The sequence below is a fragment of the Micromonospora sp. NPDC005194 genome, from assembly GCF_040608335.1.
Lineage (GTDB): Bacteria > Actinomycetota > Actinomycetes > Mycobacteriales > Micromonosporaceae > Micromonospora.
In genome coordinates this window covers 166846-188246 of sequence record NZ_JBEXIA010000005.1, presented here as the reverse complement: position 1 = coordinate 188246, position 21401 = coordinate 166846, and the positions used below count along the sequence as shown (strand labels likewise).

21 protein-coding genes are annotated in these 21401 nt (G+C 73.3%); 7 read left to right on the top strand and 14 right to left on the bottom strand.

What is annotated here, in order from left to right:
* Window positions 1-15 precede the first annotated feature (15 nt).
* The gene (locus ABZU53_RS06425) at window positions 16-1245 is read right to left on the bottom strand and encodes a helix-turn-helix domain-containing protein (protein WP_355064271.1); all 1230 of its coding nucleotides are present in this window, start codon (window positions 1243-1245) and stop codon (window positions 16-18) included.
* 249 nt (window positions 1246-1494) lie between these two features.
* Here ABZU53_RS06425 and ABZU53_RS06420 point away from each other — a divergent pair, with 249 nt between their 5' ends.
* The gene (locus ABZU53_RS06420) at window positions 1495-2166 is read left to right on the top strand and encodes a bifunctional DNA primase/polymerase (protein WP_354856687.1); all 672 of its coding nucleotides are present in this window, start codon (window positions 1495-1497) and stop codon (window positions 2164-2166) included.
* Window positions 2167-2486: 320 nt separating this feature from the next.
* Here the strand turns inward: ABZU53_RS06420 and ABZU53_RS06415 are convergent, their stop codons facing one another.
* Genes ABZU53_RS06415 through ABZU53_RS06395 form a run of 5 tightly spaced genes read right to left on the bottom strand, consistent with a single transcriptional unit; the run spans window position 2487 to window position 8835 of the window.
* Window positions 2487-3209 (bottom strand): FAD:protein FMN transferase, encoded by a 723-nt coding sequence (locus ABZU53_RS06415; RefSeq protein ID WP_354856685.1) that lies wholly within the window; start codon window positions 3207-3209, stop codon window positions 2487-2489.
* Window positions 3210-3258: 49 nt separating this feature from the next.
* Window positions 3259-3885 carry an FMN-binding protein gene (locus ABZU53_RS06410; protein WP_354856597.1) on the bottom strand — a complete coding sequence of 209 codons (627 nt, stop codon included), beginning with the start codon at window positions 3883-3885 and terminating at the stop codon, window positions 3259-3261.
* Between the two features lie 11 nt (window positions 3886-3896).
* Window positions 3897-5318 carry a ferredoxin reductase family protein gene (locus tag ABZU53_RS06405; protein WP_355064270.1) on the bottom strand — a complete coding sequence of 474 codons (1422 nt, stop codon included), beginning with the start codon at window positions 5316-5318 and terminating at the stop codon, window positions 3897-3899.
* A complete protein-coding gene (locus ABZU53_RS06400; protein WP_355064268.1) occupies window positions 5315-6697 on the bottom strand; it encodes a DUF1501 domain-containing protein in 1383 nt (460 codons plus the stop codon). The genes ABZU53_RS06405 and ABZU53_RS06400 overlap by 4 nt, the downstream gene beginning before the upstream one ends.
* An 8-nt stretch (window positions 6698-6705) precedes the next feature.
* Window positions 6706-8835, bottom strand: coding sequence for a DUF1800 family protein (locus ABZU53_RS06395; protein ID WP_355064266.1), 2130 nt, complete (start codon window positions 8833-8835; stop codon window positions 6706-6708).
* A gap of 427 nt (window positions 8836-9262) precedes the next feature.
* Here ABZU53_RS06395 and ABZU53_RS06390 point away from each other — a divergent pair, with 427 nt between their 5' ends.
* A complete protein-coding gene (locus ABZU53_RS06390; RefSeq protein WP_234586377.1) occupies window positions 9263-9520 on the top strand; it encodes a DUF3040 domain-containing protein in 258 nt (85 codons plus the stop codon).
* Between the two features lie 4 nt (window positions 9521-9524).
* Here ABZU53_RS06390 and ABZU53_RS06385 read toward each other — a convergent pair whose 3' ends face one another.
* Window positions 9525-10433 carry an SWIM zinc finger family protein gene (locus ABZU53_RS06385; RefSeq protein WP_355064264.1) on the bottom strand — a complete coding sequence of 303 codons (909 nt, stop codon included), beginning with the start codon at window positions 10431-10433 and terminating at the stop codon, window positions 9525-9527.
* Window positions 10433-13747 carry a DEAD/DEAH box helicase gene (locus tag ABZU53_RS06380; RefSeq protein ID WP_355064262.1) on the bottom strand — a complete coding sequence of 1105 codons (3315 nt, stop codon included), beginning with the start codon at window positions 13745-13747 and terminating at the stop codon, window positions 10433-10435. The genes ABZU53_RS06385 and ABZU53_RS06380 overlap by 1 nt, the downstream gene beginning before the upstream one ends.
* Window positions 13748-13897: 150 nt before the next feature.
* Between ABZU53_RS06380 and ABZU53_RS06375 the strand changes: the two genes are divergently transcribed.
* Window positions 13898-14770 carry a PfkB family carbohydrate kinase gene (locus tag ABZU53_RS06375; RefSeq protein ID WP_355064260.1) on the top strand — a complete coding sequence of 291 codons (873 nt, stop codon included), beginning with the start codon at window positions 13898-13900 and terminating at the stop codon, window positions 14768-14770.
* Between the two features lie 16 nt (window positions 14771-14786).
* Here the strand turns inward: ABZU53_RS06375 and ABZU53_RS06370 are convergent, their stop codons facing one another.
* Entirely contained in the window at window positions 14787-15308 is a 522-nt protein-coding gene (locus ABZU53_RS06370; RefSeq protein WP_355064259.1) for a DinB family protein, read from the bottom strand.
* Between the two features lie 82 nt (window positions 15309-15390).
* Between ABZU53_RS06370 and ABZU53_RS06365 the strand changes: the two genes are divergently transcribed.
* Complete coding sequence (locus tag ABZU53_RS06365) at window positions 15391-15597, top strand: hypothetical protein (RefSeq protein WP_354856579.1); 207 nt, start codon at window positions 15391-15393, stop codon at window positions 15595-15597.
* 6 nt (window positions 15598-15603) lie between these two features.
* Here the strand turns inward: ABZU53_RS06365 and ABZU53_RS06360 are convergent, their stop codons facing one another.
* Both ABZU53_RS06360 and ABZU53_RS06355 read right to left on the bottom strand, forming a co-directional pair.
* Window positions 15604-16746: a polysaccharide pyruvyl transferase family protein gene (locus tag ABZU53_RS06360; RefSeq protein ID WP_355064258.1), complete on the bottom strand. Its 1143-nt coding sequence runs from the start codon at window positions 16744-16746 to the stop codon at window positions 15604-15606.
* 79 nt (window positions 16747-16825) lie between these two features.
* Window positions 16826-17179 (bottom strand): N-acetyltransferase, encoded by a 354-nt coding sequence (locus ABZU53_RS06355; protein ID WP_355064256.1) that lies wholly within the window; start codon window positions 17177-17179, stop codon window positions 16826-16828.
* A 28-nt stretch (window positions 17180-17207) separates the two neighbouring features.
* Between ABZU53_RS06355 and ABZU53_RS06350 the strand changes: the two genes are divergently transcribed.
* Window positions 17208-18140, top strand: coding sequence for a phosphotransferase (locus tag ABZU53_RS06350; RefSeq protein ID WP_355064254.1), 933 nt, complete (start codon window positions 17208-17210; stop codon window positions 18138-18140).
* Window positions 18141-18192: 52 nt separating this feature from the next.
* Here ABZU53_RS06350 and ABZU53_RS06345 read toward each other — a convergent pair whose 3' ends face one another.
* Complete coding sequence (locus ABZU53_RS06345; protein ID WP_355064252.1) at window positions 18193-18828, bottom strand: HAD-IA family hydrolase; 636 nt, start codon at window positions 18826-18828, stop codon at window positions 18193-18195.
* Window positions 18829-18969: 141 nt separating this feature from the next.
* On the opposite strand from ABZU53_RS06345, the gene ABZU53_RS06340 reads away from it, so the two are divergent.
* Window positions 18970-19059 (top strand): SDR family oxidoreductase, encoded by a 90-nt coding sequence (locus ABZU53_RS06340; protein ID WP_354856680.1) that lies wholly within the window; start codon window positions 18970-18972, stop codon window positions 19057-19059.
* A 19-nt stretch (window positions 19060-19078) separates the two neighbouring features.
* Here the strand turns inward: ABZU53_RS06340 and ABZU53_RS06335 are convergent, their stop codons facing one another.
* On the bottom strand, window positions 19079-19627 hold the full coding sequence (locus tag ABZU53_RS06335) for a hypothetical protein (protein ID WP_355064250.1): 549 nt from the start codon (window positions 19625-19627) through the stop codon (window positions 19079-19081).
* 47 nt (window positions 19628-19674) lie between these two features.
* Window positions 19675-20226, bottom strand: coding sequence for a DinB family protein (locus tag ABZU53_RS06330; RefSeq protein WP_354856567.1), 552 nt, complete (start codon window positions 20224-20226; stop codon window positions 19675-19677).
* Between the two features lie 261 nt (window positions 20227-20487).
* On the opposite strand from ABZU53_RS06330, the gene ABZU53_RS06325 reads away from it, so the two are divergent.
* Window positions 20488-21357 (top strand): class I SAM-dependent methyltransferase, encoded by an 870-nt coding sequence (locus tag ABZU53_RS06325; RefSeq protein ID WP_355064248.1) that lies wholly within the window; start codon window positions 20488-20490, stop codon window positions 21355-21357.
* Window positions 21358-21401: the final 44 nt, after the last annotated feature.

Here is a 21401-nt window from a genome sequence, read left to right as displayed (position 1 = left end):
AAGCCGGCTCCGCGCTCATACCCCTACTCCCATGTGCTCAGCCAACTCCGCTACCGGAGAAGGCGGCGCACCACGTGTGCGACGAAGGACGTCCGACATCACCTCGTGGGCGATCGGCCGGCAGCGGATCTCCGACGGCGCGAGCCGATCGCCGAGCAGCAGCATCTCGCCGGCGTTCGCCACGTCGCCGATCTGGGCGTACCCCCGGGCGATGTCGAGCAGGTGGTGGGCGCGGCGCTCGGGCAGCAACGCGTTGAACGCGGGCTCCACGATGCGTACCTGGTGCACCTCCACCGCGCGGCCCCCGTCACCCAACTCGACGGCGGCGGCGGCCCGGTGCAACTCGACGTTCGTCGGGCCGAACGAGGTCCAGTAGTGGTTGTGGTCGCCGCCGAGCAGGGTGGCGGCCTCCTGCGCGCAGTTGATCAGGTCGTCGACGCTTGCCGAGTCACCGATCCGGGACGCGGCCATGGCTCCCTGCAACAGCAGCATCCCGTAGACCGACAGCCGGGCCGGGGAGACCTCGTTGCTGCCGCCGGGAGCCAGCCGGTTGGCGATCTGGACGTTCAGCTCCAGCGCCGGCCGGGCCCGCCCCATGGCGACCAGGGCGTTGCAGACCCGGGTGGTGGCGATGCCGGCCAGCAGCGGGTCGTCGGCCCGCTGGGCCACCGCCATCGACCGGTCGGCGGCCAGCCAGGCCAGCTCGCACTCACCGAGCTTGCGCAGCACCGACGAGGCGATCTGGTAGACCTGCCCGAGCAGGTGGGCCGCCTCCGGCGCCTGCGCTCCCCCGTAGGCGGCGTCGGCCGCCTGAGCGTCGCGCAGCAGCTTGGGCAGCGCCCGGGTGAGCATCCCGTAGCGGCCGTACTGGTAGGTGAGCCAGGCGTGGTTGACGGCCTTGCGCATGTCGTCCAGCGGAGGCGGGTACGGCACGGCGTCGAAGTAGGCGCTCATCGAGTCGTACCGCTCCAGGGCGGCCCGGATCTCCTGCACCTCGACCTGGTCGATGCAGTTCAGCGCGTCGGTACGCCGCTCCGGGTCACGGCCCAGCAGCAGTTGCACGTCCATCTGCAGGATGTCGGCGATCTCGTAGAGGACGGAGAACTTGTCCAGCCGGCGGACGCCCCGCTCGACCTTGTCCACCCAGCTCTTCGACTTGCCCAGACGGTCCGCGAAGACCTGCTGCGACATCTTGCGTCGCCCCCGCCAGTAGGCCACTCGCCGTCCAATGGGTAGCTCGTCCATCTCCCCATCCCTCCCCTGCCGCCGCCACCCATCGGTTGGCGGCGATGTCCGCGGGTGCGGCGATCCGTCGTTCGTCTTGCAGTTTTCGCTGGTCGCACAGCCTGTACGTCAGCCGGACAGCCAGTCCTCGTACTTTTCGTGCAAGTTGCACGAGCCGTTCGTCAACCTCAACGATCGTGGGTTACGGCAGTGACGGTGCTCGACATGCGACCTGGCGTTCGCCGGGCCCGACGAGGGGAGATGGCACACATGTGGGGGAACGTCGTACCGCGCGTCGCCGAACTGTCGCCGCTGGAACGCGTCCGGCTGCGCCGGGTCGCCATCCGGTACGCCGTACACGGCTGGGAGGTGACCCCCGGCGCCTGCCTCGCCCGCAGCCGGTTCGTGTGCGGTCGGGCCGGCTGCCCCACGGTGGGCTGCCACCCCGCCCTGGAGAACTGGGAGCTGGCCGCCACCACCGATCCGGCCCGGGTGGCCACCTGGTGGCGCACCCGCCCGCACGGCGTGCTGCTGCCCACCGGCCGGACCTTCGACGTGCTGGAGGTGCCGGCCCACCTCGGCCGGCACGTGCTCGACGCCGTGCAGGTCCACCCGGCCGGCACCGGCGTACGCGGGCCCGTGCTGGTCACCCCCACCGGCCGGTGGATGTTCCTGGTCCGCCCGGGCGACCCGCTCCGACCGGAGTTGGAGCACTGCTTCCACGTCGTCCGGCACGGGCCGGGCTCGTGGATCCCGGCGCCGCCCACCCGGCTGCCCGAGGGGACCGTCCGCTGGGCGGTCGCCCCGGAGCAGGCACGCTGGCGGCTTCCGGACTCCTACCTGGTGCAGAACACCTTGATCGAGGCGCTGCGGGCCAGCGGGGTGACGCTCGCCCCCGACCTGCTCCCGGGTCACCTGCCCCTGCCCCGCCGGGGCAGGTGACCCGGGCCCCGGCCGACGATTCGATCCGGTGACCGACAGCGTCGCCGGACGGCCGGTGCTCGTTGAGCAGGTGACAGCGCGAACGCGCGCCACGAACGGGGGAACGATGTCCACGGACGACAGGTCGCCGTATCCCGGCGGCACCGAACCGCCCCGTCGCAGCTATCCGCGGCACCGCTGGGCGGGCACCCGCCCGGCCGGCTCGCGCCCCGGGCGGCCCCGCCCCACCGGCACTCGCCCCGCCGGCACCCATCGCCCGCTGCGCTAGACCGTCTCTCCGGATCGTCGCCGGCTCGCGCCCGGATCCAGGAGACACGCGTCTAGACCGTCAGCGGAAGCGCGGTGGAGTGGAACTGGCGGGCGTCGTCGGTGACGACCGCGTGGGTGTGGTCGCCGAGACGGTCCAGCCAGCCGATCCCCGCCGCCCCCATGGCCAGGGCGGCGGTGGCGTAGGCGTCGGCGACGCCGAGGTCGCTGCCGACCACGGTCACCGAGCGCAGCCCGCTGGCCGGCGCGCCCCGACGGGGGTCCAGCACGTGCCGACCCCGCTCGTAGACCCCCGAGGTGGCCACGGCCAGATCGGTGCCGGCGAGCACCAGACACGTCGCCATCGCGTCCCAGGGGTGCCGGATGCCGATCCGCCACGGCTCCCCCGTCGGCGAGAAGCCGCGGACGCGCACGTCACCGCCGGCGTTGACGCAGTGGTTCGCCGCGCCGGCGGCGAGCAGCCGGTCGGAGGCGACCTGCGCCGCCCAGCCCTTCACGAACCCGGACGGGTCGAGCCGCCCGGTGGCGTACGCGTCGAAGAACCCGTCGGTGGCGCCCCACAGGTCGGCGCACGCCTCCAGGACGAAGCGCAGGTCCGCCGACGCCTCGGAGAGCAGCACCTCGCCCCGGTCGAAGCGGCACACCTCGCTGTCGGCCTTGTACGTGCTGAAGCGGCCGTCGACCTCACGCATCCAGGCGAAGACGTCATCGGCCAGTTCGTGCAGGCGGCCCGGTGGCAGGTCGTCGGCGAGGTCCAGGGTGATCGTCGTACCCATGATCTGCTCGACCCGGCAGAGCCCGGGTCGGATCATCGCGGCCGGCACGTCAGAATGCCTGCTCGATCGCGGCCCGCAGTGAGCTCTTGTAGGCGTTGCTGGTGGCGGTGGCGCCGGAGACGGTGTTCAGGTTGGCGCTCTGTTTCCGCACCACCTCACTGGGGGTGTTGGGAGCGCCGGTGCCGTTGTACGTGTCCCGCACGTCGCCGCTGTGGATGTCGGACTCGCCGCCGCTCGGCAACGCCAGGGTGGTGGCTTCGATGATCTTGCTGCCGGAGACCACGATCTGCACCTGCACGTACCCGTAGCCATTGGCCGTGTCCACCGGAGGGCCGGTGACCCGGCGGGTGGTCGACTGGGGCGCCTTGGTGGTGGTCTTCGGCGCCGAGGGCGCCTTCGCGGTGGTCTTCGTGCCCGACGGGCGGGCGGTGGTCTTGCTGGGCTTGGGCGACGTGGAGGGGCCGGCGGTCACCGACGGCTTCGGGCCCGCGCCAGCCGGGTCGGTCCCGGGCGCCTCGGGGTCGGCGCTCGGGTCGACGCCCGGCCCGGCGGGGTTGACCGGCTGCGCGGTCGGCAGGTTCTGGGCGACCTGGGTGGCGCCCGGCGAGCCCTTGAGCACCACCAGGGCGGTGGTGCTGGCGGCCAGACCGGTGATCGCGAACAACGCGCGACGCATGCGATGCCTTCCTACAGCTCGAAGGTGGCCAGGTGGATCTGCCGGCGGGGCACGCCGGCACGGCGCAGCGCGCGCACCGACTGCTCGACCAGCCCGGGGGGCCCGCAGAGGTAGACGTCGCGCCGGGCCACGTCGGGCACCAGTTGGCGCAGCCCGTCCGGGCTCATGAGCTGGCGGGGGCCGGGGTCGTCGCGGGAGCCGATGACGTACCAGATGGAGGTGTCGCGTTCCTGGGCCAGCCAGTCCAGTTCCCGGCTGAGCAGCACGTCGGCCGGCGTACGGGCCCGGTAGATCAGGGCCGCGCCGGGCGGCAGCTCCTCCAGCATGGCCCGGATGGGCGTGATGCCGCTGCCACCGGCGATCAGCAGCGCCCGCTCGCGCACCCGGTGCGCGGCGGTGAAGGTGCCCGACGGGCCGTGGGCCCAGACCCGGGTTCCCGGGTCCAGGTCGCGCAGGTCGGCGGTGTGCCGGCCGACGACCTTGACGGTGAGCCGCAGCCAGCGGCCGTTGGCGGCGGCCGAGACGGAGAACGGGTGCGACTGCCACCAGCAGCCGGGGGTGAGGAAGCGCCAGCGGAAGTACTGCCCGCCGAGCATCTCCAGGCGGCCCAGCCGCTCCCCGGTGAGGTAGATGGAGATGGTGTCCGGGCTCTCCGCGACCACGTCGGCCACCCGCAGCCGGTAACGCAGGTTGAACGCCAGTGGCGCGATCACCCGACCCCAGAGCAGGGCGGCGACCACCAGCAGGTACAGGGCGATCCAGCCGGTCCGCACCGGGCCCGGCTTGTAGAGCTGCGCGCCGTGGGTGAACTGGTGCCCGTAACCGAGCAGCAGCACCAGATAGCTCGACCGGTGCAGTAGGTGCCACGCCTCGTAGGGCAGCGCCCGGCGGATCGCCCGGACGCTGCTGAAGCCGACCACCAGCATGATGCCGGTGGCGACGAAGGCCGAGAGCATGTCCTCGTAGCCGCCGAGCAGCGTGCCCACCTCGGCGAGGACCGAGTGGTTTCGCAGGTCGGCGTACCCGACGAGGATCAGCGACAGGTGCGACAGCACGGCGACCAGCAGCGTCGCGCCGATGTCGCGGTGCCAGCGGCCGAGCTGCTCGCCGCCGATCCACCGCTCCAGCACCGGCAGCCGGCTCATCATGAGCACCTGCACGAGGAGCAGGTAGCCGGCAATCAGGCCGGTGATCCGGCCGGCCGCGGTGACGGTGGCCGCGGTGGTCCGCAGCGAACCGGCGGGGGTGCCCAGCCACCAGGGCAGCACGCTGGCGAGCAGCCCGACCAGGAGCAGCGCGGCCAGCAGCCGCCGGCCGCCGGGTCCGCGCCGGGCCGGGATCTGCGGGAGTACGGGTTCCGCCGACCGGCCGCCGTGCCAGGACGAGGTCGTCCCGGTGCGGCGGCCGGCGGCGTGGGTGTGCGAATGCGTCACGCGTACAGCTTCATCGGTGCGTACTTCATGCGGGGGAACACCTTCTGCACCTCGGCGTTGGTGAGCCCGAAGCGGCCCTGCGCCAGGGAGCCGTACACGTTGAACATGTTGTTGTATTCCGGCACGTCACCGGAGTCCAGCTTGTCCAGGCCGTTCCAGGTGCCGAGCAGCGATCCGGCCAGCTTCTTGCCGGACAGGACGGTGACCACGCCGCCGTGGCCGTGGTCGGTGCCGCCGGTGTTCGAGCTGACCCGGCGGCCGAACTCGCTGGACACCATGATCGTGACGTCGGCGGCCTGCGGGCCGAGGTCGGTGAAGAACGCCGCCATCGCGCTGGCCAGCTCGTTCAGCCGGCGGTGCAGCTGGCCGCCCTCGCGGGTGCCCTGGTTCTCGTGGGTGTCGTAGCCGCCCATGCCGACGGTCGCGACCCGGACGTTGGCACCACCCTTGATCAGCTGCGCGAGCTGCTGGAACGCGTTGCCGACGCCCTCGTACTTGACGCCCGCGGCGGGCTGGTACGGCTTGGCGGCGAGCTTCTGCGCCGTGGCCAGCGCGCCCATGCCCTCCTGCACGGCCTCCTCGACCGGGTGGTTGATCCCGGTGAAGAGCCCCTTGATGGCCTTCTCGGTGGCGGCCCGGAACTTGTCGTCGCCGTTGAGCCGCAGCGAGCCGACGCTGTTGAGCGAGAGCGCGCCGTTGTTGCCGACCAGCGAGCGGGGCAGCGTGCTGCCGATGCCGACGCTACGGAACGCGGTGCCCTTGCCCAGGTGGTCGACCAGGCCGTCGAGCCAGCCCCGGCCGCCGGTCTCGTTGGGCAGGCCGCCCAGGTTGCAGGCGTCCGCGGCCTGGAAGTGGCTGCGGGACAGCCGCTCGTCGGAGACCGCCGGGATGAAGCCCAGCTGACCGGCCTTGAGGTACTGCTCCAGCGGCTTGAACGCGCTGGTCAGCTTGAAGCCGCGGCTCAGGGCCAGCGAGTCGTTGCCGAGCAGCAGGTCGGGCCGGGCCTTGGCGAGCACCGGGTCGTTGTCCGGCGCGACCAGGCTCAGTCCGTCCAGGCCGCCGTAGAGGAAGACGTGGATCAGCGTGCCGGTCTTGGTCGCCGCGAACGACGCCGAGGTGGTGACGAACTGCGCGGTGGCCAGGGCGGTGGCGGTGGCCGCCGCACCGGCGACGAACGTCCGTCGGGTGACGCCGCGCCCGTCCTGCTGGGCCTCCTCCAGGTCCTCCAGCGTGCGGTAGCGGTCGGCCTCGGCCGCGTTCTCGGCGGCGACCAGGTCGGCCTCCGCGCGCAGCAGCGCCTCGGCCGGGTTGTCGGCCAGTCGCCGCAGGTCGGGGCATTCGGGGTGCAGGGGGAAAGAGTTGTACACAGTCTTCTCCATCGGGTGCCTCACCGGAGGTGGTGCTGGGGGGACGCGAGGATCGCCCGCGCGACGGCGGTGATGGCCCCGTTGAACGTGGCATCGACCTTGGCGGTCGCCGGCACGCCGGCCACGCCGAGGATCAGGTTCTTCTCCCGGGTGCTCAGCTTCTGGTTGACCAGTCGCATCGAGAGCGCGTCCACGTACGCCCCGGCGGTGGCCGGCGGCTTGGCGACCAGCTTCTCCGGCGCCGTGTACGTGAAGGCGGTGCGGTAGCCCGCCACGATCTCGCCGGCCTCGTTCCAGCCGTTGACCATCGTGCCGGCCGAGGTCCACGCGACGTAGACGTCGGGGTAGCCGTCCGGGGTGGGCTGACCCATCGGGTACTGGCCCAGCTCACGCAGCTTGTCCTGGATCTGCCGCAGGCCCCGGGCGAACGGGGTGCGCTTGTTGTCGCCGTTGTCGTTCTTCGCCGACGCCTCCGGCGCGACGCCCAGGGTGCGGTACGTGGCGACCAGGTACTCCATCGGCCGGCGCACCTTCTGACCCACCGCCGCCCAGAACTCCGACGAGCTGAACAGCGTCATCAGCACCGGCTTGATCATGCCGTTGTTGCTGGTGTACGACTTGGCCAGCCGGTCCACGAGGGACTTCGGCGGGGTGTCCGAGACGAACCGGGTCGCCAGGCTCTGCGCCACGTACTTCGCGGTCGACGGGTGCAGCGCGATGTAGGTGATGTACTTGTCGATCGCCGCGTCCACGGCGGCGATCTGCTGCTTCGTCGGCTCCTTGTTGTCCTCGATGCCGAACGTGTTCGCGTGGGTGAAGCCGAGAATCTTCACCTTGCCCTGGTAGTGATTCCGGGCGTTCAGGACGTACTCGCCCTTGTCGTTGACGCCACGGCCGGTCTGCAGCATGGCGGCCTGCCGGACGTCGCCCTCCTTGTAGCCGCCGTCGACGCCGACCGAGTAGAGCTCCAGGTTCTCCCGGGCGAGGTTCTCGTTGATGGCGTCCTTGCGGGAGTCCTTCTGGTTCAGGTAGATCAGCAGCGCGGGGTGCTTGTTCGCCGCGACCAGCATCTCGGGGTAGCTGCCCAGCGCGTGCTTGCGTACCACGTCCTTGTCGAACGACGTGCGGTACACCTCGCCGCCGTCGAAGTCGGCGGCGACGTGCAGGTAGTCGTTCCAGAAGTCGACCATGACCTCGAACAGCTGGCGCTTCGACCAGATCTGGCGGGCCAGGGTGGCGTCGACCACCTCACGCTCCGGCTGGGCGCCCTGCTCGTTGAGCTTGTCGCGCTGGGTCCGCAGCTGCTCCACCGAGAGCGTCTGGGTGGGCAGCTCGGCGAGCTTCAGCTCGGCCTTGCTCGGCTCGATCTTGTCCGGGTCGAGCTGCCCGCGGATCCACGCGTCGATGCCCTGGCGCTTGATGTCGGCGACCACGGCGGGCGTCGCGCCGAAGGTGGCCCGCCGGGCCAGGTGCAGGATCGGGTCCTTGGCGAGCACCGTCTTGACGGTCACCGTGGTCTCCGCGGCGGCCGCCGCCGGGCCGGAGAAGGTCCGGCCACCGGTCGGCGCGTTCTTCTTCAGCGCCTCGCCGGCCCGGGAGCCCATGTAGCTCTCGTTCTGCTCGGTGTAGGTACGCACCGTGCTGGGCTGCTGGCCGCTGGGACGCGCCGCGGTCCCGTCGGTCACCGTGTTGCCCGTCGCGTCGCCCGCGGCCGCCTCGTCACCGAAGAGGCTGCGGAACTGCGGCGTCATGGCGAGCGCCGCGCCACCGGCCACGACGGCGGCGGTGCCACCGAGCGCGACAATGGCCTTGCGCCGGCCGACCTTGCGGCCCGGCTCGTCGTCATCGTCCAGGGTGGGCAGTCCAGCACCGGCCGGACGCGCCGGGGCCGGACGACCCAGACCTTCCGGGCCGACCCACTGCGGCCCACGCGGGGCGGGGGCGGGTTGTCCGGCGTGCGCGTACCCGTCGCCGTACTGCTCGCGCGGGTCCCCCTGCGCCGGGTAGCCGCCCTGGTAGGGGTGGGGCGAGTCGTATCCGTACGACGCGGACGCGGTGGGGTCGCCGTAACTGTCCGAGGTGTGGTGCTGGCGTCCGTCCCAGCCGCGGTCGTCCCGCGGTCGACGTGGTGGCACATTCTGGTCGGCCATGTACCAATCCCGATTTCTGATGAGCGCCGGAAGCTGCGACCGAGCAGGTGCGGCAGGTGCGGCGACTGTTGCCTGAGGGGGTTGCTACGGCAAGGTAACCAAGCGCACAGGTGCCTTCAAGGTGAGCCGATTGCGCCGGTGAGGGCACTTAAGACAGCCCTCACCACCGCGTTCGTGGCAGGCCGGGGACGCGGGCCGGGCTCCGACCTTCCCAGCAGGGCGGACGTGCGGCAGCCGGGTACGGATCGGACCTGGCCGCCGTACGCGACACGTTCCGCGTCGTTCACCACCACAGGCAAACTTAAGGCTCGGCTAAGCCGGACGTGAAGTGTCCTCACGCCGGGAAAAGGAGGAGCGGGCGAGCGTGAGCCGCCGCCGCAGCGGGTATGCCGCCGAACCGCTGAACGCGTGAGGGGAAGGCAGCGCCATGCTCAGCAAAGAGGATCAGCGCAGGTTCGACCAGATCACCCGTCAGCTCCGGGAGAGTGACCCGGCCTTCTTCGCCCGGCTGGACCACCGGGTCCGAGCCCGCAGGGGCCGCTACCTGATGTTGTTGACCATCGTGCTGTGGGCGTCGCTCCCGGCGATGGCCGTATTCGCCGGCCGGCTGGCCGGCGCGATCTGCGCGGTGGTGCTGGTGGCCAACGCGGCGATCATGTGGCGGTTCCGCCGCCGCTGGACGTGAGGGCTCACCCCGGGCCGAACGCCCGGTACGCACGACGCAGCCGCTCCAGCAGGCCCGGCCCTCCGATGGCCGGCGCCGGCGGGCCGAGCTGGCGCAGCAGGAGATCCGGCCCGGTCGCCAGTCGGGGTGGCCGGTCGGGCAGCGGCACCGGCGACGCCCAGAAGCGGTCCACCGCCTCCGCGAGGGGGGTGGTCGCCAGCCCGGCGAGCGCCCGGGCCGCACCGACCGGCGGCAGCACGTCCACCGCGGACGAACTGTCGTCGTCCGAAGTGGACCCGGGGGCGGCAGCCGGCGCGGGCGACACCGCCGTGCCGGTGGCCTCGGCCCGGCGGGCGCGCAATCGGTCGAGCAGGTCCGCGCGCGAGCGGCCACGCCAGTGCAGCAGCTCGAACGGGTCCGCGTCGAACGCCTCGGCGAGCAGATAGAACGTGGCCGCGAGGTGCTTGCACGGCACCGCGAAGTCGGGGCAGTTGCAGCGTTGGGTCAGCTCGTCCACGGCGGCCGGGAAGAGCGGGGCGCCCGCCGCCACGAACAGCTCCTCCAGCTCGTCGGGCAGGTCCCCGGCGAGCAGGCGGGCGCTGAAGAACGCCTGCCCGGCCAACTCGTCCTCGATCCGGGTCCAGAGCGCGGCCGGGAACGTCGCCAGCGCGATGGAGACCTCGTACGGCCGGGGCCGGGAACCCTGCACCTGGGCGGTGACCCGGCCCGGCGCGATGTCGAGCCGGAGCACCTGACCGGCCCGCGCGTACGACCGGCCACGGGTCAGCCGGGTGCCGAGCGCGAACGACTCCAGCACCTCCAGGAAGCGCCGGGACCACCAGGACCGCCCGATCGCGCCCCGGGCGCTGCGCGCCCGCAGCCCACCGTCGACCCGTCGGGGACGGCCGTAGTCGGCGAACCGGTCCGTGCTCATCACTCCACCACCGCCCCGGCCTCCAGGGCGAACAGCTCCCGCAGCTGACCCGTGGACAGCTCGGTGATCCACTGTTCGCCGGTGCCCACCACCCGCTCGGCGAGGGCGCGCTTGTCGGCGATCATCGCGGCGACCTTCTCCTCCACCGTGCCGGCGCAGACGAACTTGCGGACCTGCACCCGCCGGCGCTGCCCGATCCGGAACGCCCGGTCGGTGGCCTGGTCCTCGACCGCCGGGTTCCACCACCGGTCCACGTGCACCACGTGGTTGGCGGCGGTAAGGGTGAGCCCGGTGCCACCGGCCTTGAGGGACAGGACGAACAGCGGCGGGCCGTCGGCCGACTGGAAGCGCTGCACCAGGGCGTCCCGCTCGGCCTTGCCGAGCCCACCGTGCAGGAACAGCACCTCGCGGCCGAACCGCGCCGACAGGTGACCGCGCAACATCGCGCCGAACTCCGCGTACTGGGTGAACAGCAGCGCCCGCTCCCCCGCCGCCAGCACCTCCTCCAGGATCTCGGTCAGCCGGGCCAGCTTGCCGGAGCGGCCCTCCAGCGCCGAGCCGTCGCGCAGCAGCTGGGCGGGGTGGTTGCAGACCTGCTTGAGCCGGGTCATGGTGGCCAGCACCAGCCCGCGTCGCTCGATGCCGTCGCTGGTCTCGATCCGGGCCAGCATGTCGTCGACCACCACCCGATACAGGGCGGCCTGCTCGGCCGTGAGGTTGCAGAGCACCTCCATCTCCAGCTTCTCCGGCAGGTCGGAGATGATCGACGAGTCGGTCTTGAGCCGGCGCAGCACGAACGGGCCGGTGATCCGGCGCAGCCGCTCGGCGGCCTCGACGTCGCCGTGGCGCTCGATCGGCTCGGCGAACCGCTTGCGGAACGTCGCGGCCGGGCCGAGCAGCCCCGGATTGGCGAACTGCATGATCGACCAGAGATCGGCGAGCCGGTTCTCCACCGGCGTACCGGTCACCGCCACCCGCTGCCGGGCCGGCAGCGCGCGGACCGCCTCGGCCTGCCGGGTCGACGCGTTCTTGATCGCCTGCGCCTCGTCCACCACCACCCGGTGCCAGTCGATGCCGGCCAGGTCGACGGCGTCGCGCGCGGCCACCGAGTAGGTGGTGAGTACCAGGTCCGCGCCATGCACGGCAGCCGTGAACTCCGCCCCCCGCGCCCGCTCCGCCCCATGGTGTACGTGCACCCGCAGCGTCGGCGTGAACCGGGCCGCCTCCCGCTGCCAGTTGCCGACCAGCGACATCGGACAGACCAGCAGGGTCGGTCCGGCCTCCGGCGGGTCCCCGGCGAGCAGCGCCAGCAACTGCACGGTCTTGCCCAGCCCCATGTCGTCGGCGAGCACCCCGCCCAGGCCGAGTGACCGCAGGAACGCCAGCCAGGCCAGTCCCCGCCGCTGGTACGGCCGCAGCGTCCCCTGGAAACCCGGCGGCGGGTCGAGCGGGGTGAGCCGGCGCTCGACCGCGCCGGCGAGCAGGTCGCCCAGCGCCCCGTCGGCGGTCACCTCCAGCACCGGCAGCGCCTCGGTGTCGTCGCCGTCGGCGAGCCCGAGGCGCAACAGGTCGGCGACGGTCAGCTCGCCGGCCGAGCGCAGCAGACGCAGACCGGCCGCGAGCCGACCCGGGTCCAGCTCCACCCATCGGCCCCGCAGCCGTACCAGCGGGGTCTTCAGCTCGGCCAGCGCCGCCAGTTCGTCGGCCGACAGCGGCTGGTCGCCGAGCGCGACCTCCCAGCGGTAGTCGACGAGCGCGTCCAACCCGACGCCGGCCTCGGTGCTGGCCACCGTGCCGGGCGCGGTCCGGCTGCGGGCGCGCAGCCGAGCGCCGAGCCGCGCCGACGGACGCCGCCACCAGGAGGGCAGCAGCACCCCGAAGCCGGCGGCGTGCAGCACCGGGGCGCCCTCGCTGAGGAACCGGTGCGCGCCCTCGACGTCCAACTCCATCGCCTCGGGCGCGGCGGTGCGCAGCGCGGCGTCCAGGTCGGGCCAGAGCCGGCTGGCCCGGCCCAGCTCCGCGAGCAGGGTCTCCTGCGGGCTGGCCGTACGGTCGGCGAGACCGTCGAGCGGGTGCGCCCGCCAGACCTCCCCGGCGTCGATGTGCAGACCCGGCTCATCGGCCGCCTGCAACCCGAACTCCAGCCGCCACCGCGCCGCCGGGGAGTCCTCGTCGCCTGTCGGGCCACCCTCGGCCAGCTCACCGCCGCCCGTGCGAACAGACGCGGGCGGCGCGTCGCCCGGCACCGGGCGGGTGGCCAGGATCGGCTCGGTGACCTCGTCCGGGGCCGGCTCCACCAGGCGGAAGCTCGCCCGGACCGCGCCGCCGGCCGCGTCGCGCTGCCAGTCGTCGAGTTCGGCGCGCAGGATGTCCAGTGCGGCCCGGTCGACGGTGAAGTCGCGGCGGGGGCCGGCGAGCGCGGCCAACCAGGCCGGCGCGGGCCCGCCGGGGCGTACTCCTCGGGCCAGCGTGGTGGTCACGAGGGCCGCTCGGGCGGCGGCGTCGGTGAGCGCGTCGAGCGCGTCCGCGACCAGCTCGGCGGCCGGCACCGCAGCAGCGGTAGCGGCAACGGCCGGCGGCGCGGTGGCAGCCCCAGCGGGGACGGCGACCGGGACGGGGGCGGCGGCGCGGGCTGCGGGCGGCAGTGCCAGTGCCAGCGAGCGCGCCCAGGCGGCGTCGGTGCCGGTCAGCAGCGGACGCCAGACGGCCCGCGCAGCCACCTGGGCTGCCCGGTCTGCCACCAGCCCGGTCACGTCGACATCGGCCGACCCGGCCTGCGACGCCACGCCGGCATCCGGCGAGCCGACAGGGGCATCGACCGAGCCGGCCGTGGGGATCGGCGTGCTGACGCCGGGCAGGACGCGGCCCCGGGCCACGAGGTCGGCGGCGAAGTCGGCCAGCTCGGCGAGGTGACGCAGGGTCGCCCCGGGCACCACCGGGAGGTCGTCCAGGGCGCGCAGCAGTGCGAGGGCGTCGTCTGGGGCGTACACCAGGACGGGCACCCGCCACGCGGCGAGGGTGAGCTGGCCGCGGGCCGGGGGTGCGACGGTGGTCCGGATCAGCTCGGGTGAGTCGGTCGGCGCGCCCGCCCGGGTGGGCAGGGTGAGCAGCGCGGTGGCCGGGCGGGCCGGCTCGGCGGCGTCGGCGAGGGCCGCGACCAGGTCCGCGTGCCCGACGGCGAAGGGATGCGGGCGCTCCCGGGGCGGCCTGCCGGGGCGGACCGGAGACGGCGGCGCGGCGCTGTCCTCGGCCCAGACCGCGAGGCCAGCGGTCGAGTCGTCGCAGGGCTTCCACAGCCCATGGATGACCAGCACCTACTCCCCCTCCGCCGCCCGCGCCCAGGATAGGCGGCCCGGGGCGACGAGCGTCAGCGCCCACCGCACGACACACGCCGCCGACGGGTTGATCGACTCCAGGTCGGGGGTGTGGGGGTGCCCACGCCGGGCTGGGCTAGCGTCGGCACCATGGTCGATCTCCTGGTTGTCGGCGGGCTCGGGGTGGATGTGCGGGTTCGGGTGCCCGCGCTGCCGCTGCCGGCCGCCGACTCGCACACCGTCGAACCGATCGAGCTGCGGATCGGCAACACCGGCGCCGGGGTGGCGCTGGCCGGCCGGGCGCTCGGGCTGCGGGTACGGGTGGTCGACACGCTCGGCGCCGACCCGGCCGGCGATCTGATCCGGGCGGCGCTGACCCGGGCCGCGGTGCCGGCGGTGCTGGCGCAGGACAGCGGCGGGACCCGACGGTCGGTGAACCTGGTGGACCCGGGCGGCCGACGCACCTCGCTGTACGACCCGCGCCCGTGGCGGGGCGACCCGCCGTTCTCGCCCGCGGAGGTGGCCGAGCTGGTCGCGGACGCCCGGCACGTACACCTTTCGATCATGGACTGGGTGGTGCCGTTGCTGCCCGCCGTGCGGGCCGCGCTCCCGGCGGGCGTGTCGCTCTCCACCGACCTGCACGACTGGGACGGCACGAACCCCTACCACCGGCCGTTCGCCGAGGTCGCCGACCTGGTCCTGGTCAGCGGGGTGCGGCTGGGCGAGCGGGCCGCGGCCCTCGCCGGCACGCTGGCGCCCCGGACCGTGGTGGTGACCCGGGGCGCGGACGGCGCGGAGCTGTACCCGGGCGACGGCACGCGGGTGCCGGTGCCGCCCGCCGCCGCGCCGGGGCCGGTGGTGGACAGCAACGGGGCCGGCGACGCGTTCGCGGCCGGGCTGATCGCCGGGCGGCTGCGGGGCGAGCCCCTGCCCGAGGCGGCCCGGTACGCGGCACGGGTCGCCGCGGCGGCCTGCGCCCACGACGGCATGGAGTATCCGCCGGGCCTGTTACCCGCCGGATGACGACGGGCGGCCGGGCTCAGAGCGCGCCGGTCGACCCGTCGGTCAGTTCGCGCAGGATGTCGGCGTGGCCGGCGTGCCGGGCAGTCTCCTCGATCAGGTGGACCAGGATCCAGCGCACCGACACCTCACCGAGCTGCGGATGCGGCACCACGTGGTCGAGGTCGAAACGCGCGGCGACCGCCCGGGACCGGGCGCAGGCTTGCTCGTACGCCTCGACGAGCCCGTCGACCGTGTCGTGCTCATCGAGGGTGAAGCTCGCGATCGCGTCCTCTTCCGAGTTCAGGTAGACGTCGCCCGGCTCGGGTGCCAGCAGCACCGGAAACCAGTTCCGCTCGACAAGCGTCAGGTGCTTGACCAGCCCGGCGAGCGTGGTCGCGGAGGGCACCAGCCGGCGGGCCGCCTCGGTGTCGGACAGGCCGCGCAGCTTGCGCAGCACCACGCCACGGTGGAAGTCGAGGAACGAGTCCAGCACGGCGCGCTCGTCGCCGACGCGGGCGAGCACCGGGCCGAGCGTCGGATCGATGGTCTGCTCCGTCATCCGCCGACCGTAACCACGTCGGGCCCCTCGCGCTGCCCCGTATCCCGCTGCGAGGCGCCCTCGTGACGGGCAGGATGGGCGCATGGCTTCATCCGTGCAGATCCTCCTCGTCGGCGGCGCGGCGGACGGGCAGACCGTGACCGTCGAACTGGACACCAACGGCCGGCCGCCGCTCACCCACCACCACATCGGGTCCGGTGGGCTGGCGGAGGCGCAGATCTACGAGTTGGAGTCCGCCCGCGAGGAAGGCCGCGAGTGGCGCTACCGGTGGACCGGTCCGGCGGTGTGACGCGGGTCAGACTCGGGTGAGGGCCTGAGCGCGCAGTCTGTCCAGCACGCCACGGGTGACCTCCGAGGTGCCCCGCGCCTGCTCGCAGACCTCCGCGACCCGACGGGCCGTGGCTGCGGCGCGTTCCTCGCGTTCGTCCCAGAGCCGGTCGACCTCGGCCAGCAGCGGCCCCTCCACCTCCCGCTCCACGCCCCGCAGCGCCGGCACACCGAGCCGCTGGGCCAGGTCGAAGACCTTGCCGGCGTACGGCAGCGGCAGGAACGGCGTGCCCACCATCGCCGCGAAGATCAGGAAGTGCAGACGCATGCCGACGGCCAGGTCGAAGTGGCGCATCAGCCCGAGCACCTGCTCCGGTGAGTAGGTGCCGTGCAGGATCCGCCCCCGCTCGGCGGCGACCATGTGCGACAACACCCCGTGCGAGTGCCGGATGTCGTCGCGTTCCATCGGCACGAACAGCACGTACGCGTCGATGCGGTGCACCAGGAAGTCACCGATCTGGGCCAGCAGCCGGTGGTAACCGTCGACGTCGAGGCGTTCGGCGGCCCGTCCCGGCTCCCGCACGCTGATCCCGACCAGCCTCTTACCGGCCGGCACCCCCTCCTCGCTGAGCAGGTGCACCGGAAAGTCGGCCGGCTGCAACAGAAACGCCGGGTCGGCGGTGACCGTAATCGGGTTGAGCAGCCCCGCCTCTTCCAGGACCATCCGGGACTCCTGGTCGCGGACGGTCACCTGGGTCGCGCTGGCGAGCGTCTCCCGGACCATGCCGGTGTCGACCGCGTCGCTGAGCGGCCCGACCCCCACCGCGTACGTGAGGAGGGGCAGGCCCCGTTCCTGGGCGACCCGCACGACCCGCAGGTAGCGGCGGGCCTCCCGGTCGTAGAGGATCCCGCCGCCACCGAGGATGAGCAGGTCGAGTTGAGCCAGCACCAACGCCGAGTCGGTACGGCTGACGCCTTCCCAGGGCACCGCCTCGACGTCCGGGTGGGCGGCACGGGTGTGTTCCGGGTTGCGGGAGAAGACGATGATCCGGGCGTTCGGTTCCTGCATGCGTAGATCGATGAGGAGACCGGTGAGGATCGCCTCATCGCCGAGGTTCCGGCCACCGTACGAGCCGAGCACACCGATGGTCAGTCCGGCGCCATGCGTCATCCGTCGCTCCTCCCCGGGTGCGGTCCGCAGCGGTTTCCCGCTGGTCGGGCGAACAGTCCTGAACCGGGGCCGGGGTGGCTCAGCCCGCCGGATCGATGCGCTTGGCCATCTGCTGCGCGGTGACCTCGAAGCCCAGGCTCCGGTAGAGCCCGATCGCCACGGTGTTCGTTCCGAAGACGTTCAACCCCAGCTCGGGCACCCCGAGTCCGACCAGTTCGGCCTCGATGAGCTGGATCATTCGCCGCGCGTGGCCACGCCCCCAGTGCGCCGGATGTACCTCGATGTTCTGAATCCAGGCCCGCGTCGGGCCGGGTGCCGCAGAACCACGCAGACGCCGCCACCGTGATACCCGCGACGGGGCCGCGACCCGGCCGATTTCCCAAAGAGGCCCGGCAACCACATGATCATCGAGCCCGGGAAATGGGTTGTTCATCGGGGCGGGGCGGGCGCACCGTGGCGGGATGCAGGGGACAGCGACGCGGATCGGCTGGGGTGATCTGCCGGCGGCAGTCCGATCCGCGGTGGAGGGCATCATCGGTGATCGGGTGGTCGAGGCGGTGTCCCAGTCGGGTGGCTTTTCGCCGGGCACCGCCGACCGGGTCCGCACCGCGACCGGCCGGCGGGCTTTCGTGAAGGCGGTCAGCCCGGCTCAGAACCCGGACAGCCCGGTCATGCACCGCGCCGAGGCCCGTACCGCCGGCGCGCTACCGCCGACGGCGCCGACGCCCCGCCTGCTGGGCTGCCACGACGACGGCGAGTGGGTGGCACTGGTCTTCTCCGACGTGGACGGACGGCACCCGACAACCCCGTGGCGGGCGGACGAGCTGACCCGCGTGCTGGGCGCCCTGGAGGCGATGGCCGGCGCGCTCACCCCGAACCCCGTCGCGCACGTGCCGGCCGCCGCCGAGCTGCTGGCCGGGGACTTCGCCGGCTGGCACCGGATCGCCGCCGACCCGCCGCCACGACTCGATCCGTGGGTTCGGGCCCACCTGGATGACCTGCGGCACGCCGCCGACGAGGGCGTCGCCGCGCTGACCGGGGACACGCTCTGCCACCTGGACGTGCGGGCCGACAACCTGCTGCTCGACGCGGCCGGGACGGTGACAGTCGTCGACTGGCCGTGGGCCTGCCGGGGGCCGGCCTGGCTGGACACCGCGTTGCTGCTGGTGAACGTCCGGCTCTACGGCGGGCACGACACGGAGGCGATGCTGCGCCGGCTGCCGCTCACCGCCGGTGTCGACCCGGCCGCGCTCACCGGGGTGTACGCCGGACTGGCCGGCTTCTTCGCCGACAGCGCCCGCCGTCCGCCGCCGCCCGGCATCCCCACAGTACGGGCGTTCCAGCAGGCGCAGGCCGACGCCCTGCTCCCCTGGCTGGCCGAGCGGCTCGCCTGATGCGGCCCGTTGGCGCTGTTGCGCTGCCGGGTGCCGTACTGCGGTGCTGGGGTCAGCGTGCCGTGGGCGCCGCGGTGAACCCGTACGCCAGCTGCGTCAGGTCGACCAGCCGCAGGTCGCCGTCGAGTCCCTTGAGCGCAGCGGTCATCGCGCCGGCCGCGCGCCCGGCCTGCAACCCGACCTCGGCGTCCTCGACGACCAGGCAGCGCGCCGGTGCCACGTCGAGCAGCGCGGCGGCCCGCAGGTAGCCCTCCGGGGCCGGCTTGCCCGCGCGTACGTCCTCGACGGTGACCAGCACGGGCGCGGTGATGCCGGCGGCACCGAGCCGGGCCTCGGCCAGCCGGACGTCGGCGCTGGTCACCACCGCCCAGGGCAACCCCAACCGGGCCAACGTCGACAGCAGCTCGAGGGCGCCCGGGGTGGCGGTCACGTCGGACAGGTCGTCGTACTGCAACGCCAACTGCCGTGCCGCCGCCACGGCGACCGCCGCGTCATCGAGCGAGGGAAGGAGCCGGCGGATCGTCTGATCGGCGGGCCTGCCGTGCGCGATCGCGAGCGCCGCCGCCGGCTCGACGGCGTACTCGGACGCCCAGCGCTCCCAGGCCCGCTCGACGGCGGCGTCGGAGTCGACCAGGGTGCCGTCCATGTCGAACAGCACCGCGTCGACGTCTGCCAGCTCCACGATCATGCCCCCCCGTACGCTCCGTCACGAGGATAGGGCGTCCCTGGCCGGCGGCGGGAAACGGACCCGGCGCTGGGAACGAGTGGTCCGATGGCCGCCAGACTCGAAGACGAGCCGTCGACATGATCGTTTGCATGACCCGCCGACATCGCGGCGACCGTCGCGCACCTGGCCAGCCCCGAGGCGGGCTACGTGACCGGGGCGGTGGTCAACGTCGACGGGGGTTTCACCAGCTGAGATACCCCACCCAGCTGCGTCACTCCTCCCGGCCCAACACGGAACGCACGACGTCGACGAACGCGACGCGCCGGTTGGTCCGTACCTCGATGGCCGCGAGCCAGCGCTCCCGGTGCCGGTCGCGAAGCGGCACTGCCGCGTCGCCCGGCTCGTCGGCGAGGCGGCGCTGCTCGGCGTACTCCGTCGTGAGGCTGGCCAGCACCGACCGGCCCGCCGCCGCGACGTCCGCCGGGCCTTCCAACAACACCAGGTTGTACGCCTCGTCCACGGCGCGCATCGCCGCGTACGTCTCGTCGTAGCCGGGCGTGGCCCTGTCCACGCCCGGCTCGACCCACCGGCGGTCCAGCCGCCGGTACGCCGCGTCGCAGGCGCTGAGGAACCCGACGTACGCGTCGCGCCGCAGCTCGTCACGCCGGGTCGCCCATCGGTCGGCGCTCTCCTGCCCGGCGACGGTGAGCTGGTGGGCGAGTTGCCGGCGGGTGCTGAACGCGCCGACCAGCCCGGTCAGGGCCGCGGCGGCCAACGTGGACAGTGAGGTGATCAGCGCGACGGCGACGGTGTCCTGCACGCGCCCATTCTGGCGGTGCCCCGCGGCCCTGTCGCAGTGGGCCACGTTCAGCGGGGCGGGTCCTCGCCGGTGAGCCCGTCCACCGACTCCCGGATCAGGTCGGCGTGCCCGACGTGCCGCGCGTACTCCTCGATGAGGTCGACCAGGACCCGGCGCAGGCTCGGCACCCGACCGTCGGGCCACTCGCCCCGGGCCAACTGCTCCGGGCCGCCGTCGGCCAGCAACTCGGTGACCGTGGCCCGGGAGCGCGCCACGGCCTCCCGCCACAGCGTGTAGAGCTGCTCGGGGGTGTCCTCGGCGGCCGAGCGCCACTCCCAGCCGGGGTTGGCGTCCCAGTCGACGGTGTCCCACGGTGGCCCGGGTGAACGTCCGGCCAGCTTGAGCGAGAAGTAGAGGTCCTCGACCAGCGCCAGGTGCTTGAGCAGCCCACCCAGGGTGATCGACGACGGGCCGAGCGTCGCCCGCAGGCCGGCCGCGTCGAGCCCGCCGGTCTTCCAGGCCAGGGTGGCGCGCTGGCGGTCCAGGGAGCCCAGCAGTGTGGCGGTCTCGTCGCCCGCGACGGGCGGCTCGGGATGACCGTGCTCGTCCGCGTTGGTCATGCGTGTCGCCTCGACTCAGCGCCGGGTGCGGTTGCGGCGTACGGCCCAGACTCCACCGGCGATCGCCACCACCGTCGGCAGCAGACAACAGATGCTGAGGACCGCGAGGTGCCACGGTTTGATCGCGCCCATAGCCGCGAAGGCTATCCGGTGCGGTCAAGTGACGGTCGTGGAGACCGAGACCAACGGGCCGACCGGCTTCGCGCGACGGTAGCGTCGGCACCCAGAGCCCATGCCGCGACACGGACAGGAGCGCGAGCTATGCCGACGACGCCATCCGCGAGCCGTACGGCGGTGCTCGTCTGCCAGGGCCGCGCGGCGGCGGACGGCCTGATCGCTCCCGGCCGTTTCGCGGACCCGACGGCCATGCGCCTGCTCCGCGCCGACGAACGGGAGGCCGTCGACTGGGTACGCGCCGCTTCCGCGCCCAAGCCGTGGCGGCAACGGGTCGACTACGAGACCGTACGGGCCTGCGCCGAGATGATGGTGCCCCGCACGGTGGCGATCGACGACGCCGTACGCGACCACCACAGCACGCAGGTGGTGATCCTGGGGGCAGGGCTGGACGGTCGCGCCTGGCGGATGCCGGAACTCGCCGACAAGACGGTCTTCGAGGTCGACCAGCCGAGCAGCCAGCGGGACAAACGCGAACGCGCCGAGGGCCTGCCCGGCACTTCACCGACGTTCGTGCCGGTGGACTTCGGCCGCGACCGCCTCGCCGAGGCGTTGGCAGCCGCCGGGCATCGCCCCGGCGAGCCGACGACGTGGATCTGGGAGGGGGTCGTGCCGTACCTGACGGCTGCCGAGGTGTCCACGACGGTTGCCGCGATCGCCGCGTGCTCTGCGCCGACGAGCCGCCTCATCGTCAACTTCCAGCTCCCCGGGAAATCCCTGACGCTGGGCCGGCTCGTCGCACGGCTGCTGATGGCGTCCACCGGCCGGCGGAGTGTCTGGGCTACCGAGCCGTGGCGCTCGACCTGGACGCCCGCCGCCATGGCCGCCCTGCTCGCCCGACACGGCTTCACCGTCACCGGCGACCACGACCTGCTCGACACGGCGCGGGCACTCGCCCTGCCGATCCGCCGTGCGTCACTCGCCCACAGTCGGGTGATGGTCGCGGATCGCGCCTGACCCCGGTGGGACTCACTGGCTCCCACAACGGCACCAGCCGGCGG

Coding starts and splice junctions, on each gene's coding strand:
- ABZU53_RS06425 (WP_355064271.1), bottom strand. CDS start 1,245: ATGGACGAGCTACCCATTGGACGGCGAGTGGCCTACTGGCGGGGGCGA.
- ABZU53_RS06420 (WP_354856687.1), top strand. CDS start 1,495: ATGTGGGGGAACGTCGTACCGCGCGTCGCCGAACTGTCGCCGCTGGAA.
- ABZU53_RS06415 (WP_354856685.1), bottom strand. CDS start 3,209: ATGGGTACGACGATCACCCTGGACCTCGCCGACGACCTGCCACCGGGC.
- ABZU53_RS06410 (WP_354856597.1), bottom strand. CDS start 3,885: ATGCGTCGCGCGTTGTTCGCGATCACCGGTCTGGCCGCCAGCACCACC.
- ABZU53_RS06400 (WP_355064268.1), bottom strand. CDS start 6,697: ATGGAGAAGACTGTGTACAACTCTTTCCCCCTGCACCCCGAATGCCCC.
- ABZU53_RS06395 (WP_355064266.1), bottom strand. CDS start 8,835: ATGGCCGACCAGAATGTGCCACCACGTCGACCGCGGGACGACCGCGGC.
- ABZU53_RS06390 (WP_234586377.1), top strand. CDS start 9,263: ATGCTCAGCAAAGAGGATCAGCGCAGGTTCGACCAGATCACCCGTCAG.
- ABZU53_RS06385 (WP_355064264.1), bottom strand. CDS start 10,433: ATGAGCACGGACCGGTTCGCCGACTACGGCCGTCCCCGACGGGTCGAC.
- ABZU53_RS06375 (WP_355064260.1), top strand. CDS start 13,898: ATGGTCGATCTCCTGGTTGTCGGCGGGCTCGGGGTGGATGTGCGGGTT.
- ABZU53_RS06370 (WP_355064259.1), bottom strand. CDS start 15,308: ATGACGGAGCAGACCATCGATCCGACGCTCGGCCCGGTGCTCGCCCGC.
- ABZU53_RS06365 (WP_354856579.1), top strand. CDS start 15,391: ATGGCTTCATCCGTGCAGATCCTCCTCGTCGGCGGCGCGGCGGACGGG.
- ABZU53_RS06360 (WP_355064258.1), bottom strand. CDS start 16,746: ATGACGCATGGCGCCGGACTGACCATCGGTGTGCTCGGCTCGTACGGT.
- ABZU53_RS06355 (WP_355064256.1), bottom strand. CDS start 17,179: ATGAACAACCCATTTCCCGGGCTCGATGATCATGTGGTTGCCGGGCCT.
- ABZU53_RS06350 (WP_355064254.1), top strand. CDS start 17,208: ATGCAGGGGACAGCGACGCGGATCGGCTGGGGTGATCTGCCGGCGGCA.
- ABZU53_RS06345 (WP_355064252.1), bottom strand. CDS start 18,828: ATGATCGTGGAGCTGGCAGACGTCGACGCGGTGCTGTTCGACATGGAC.
- ABZU53_RS06330 (WP_354856567.1), bottom strand. CDS start 20,226: ATGACCAACGCGGACGAGCACGGTCATCCCGAGCCGCCCGTCGCGGGC.
- ABZU53_RS06325 (WP_355064248.1), top strand. CDS start 20,488: ATGCCGACGACGCCATCCGCGAGCCGTACGGCGGTGCTCGTCTGCCAG.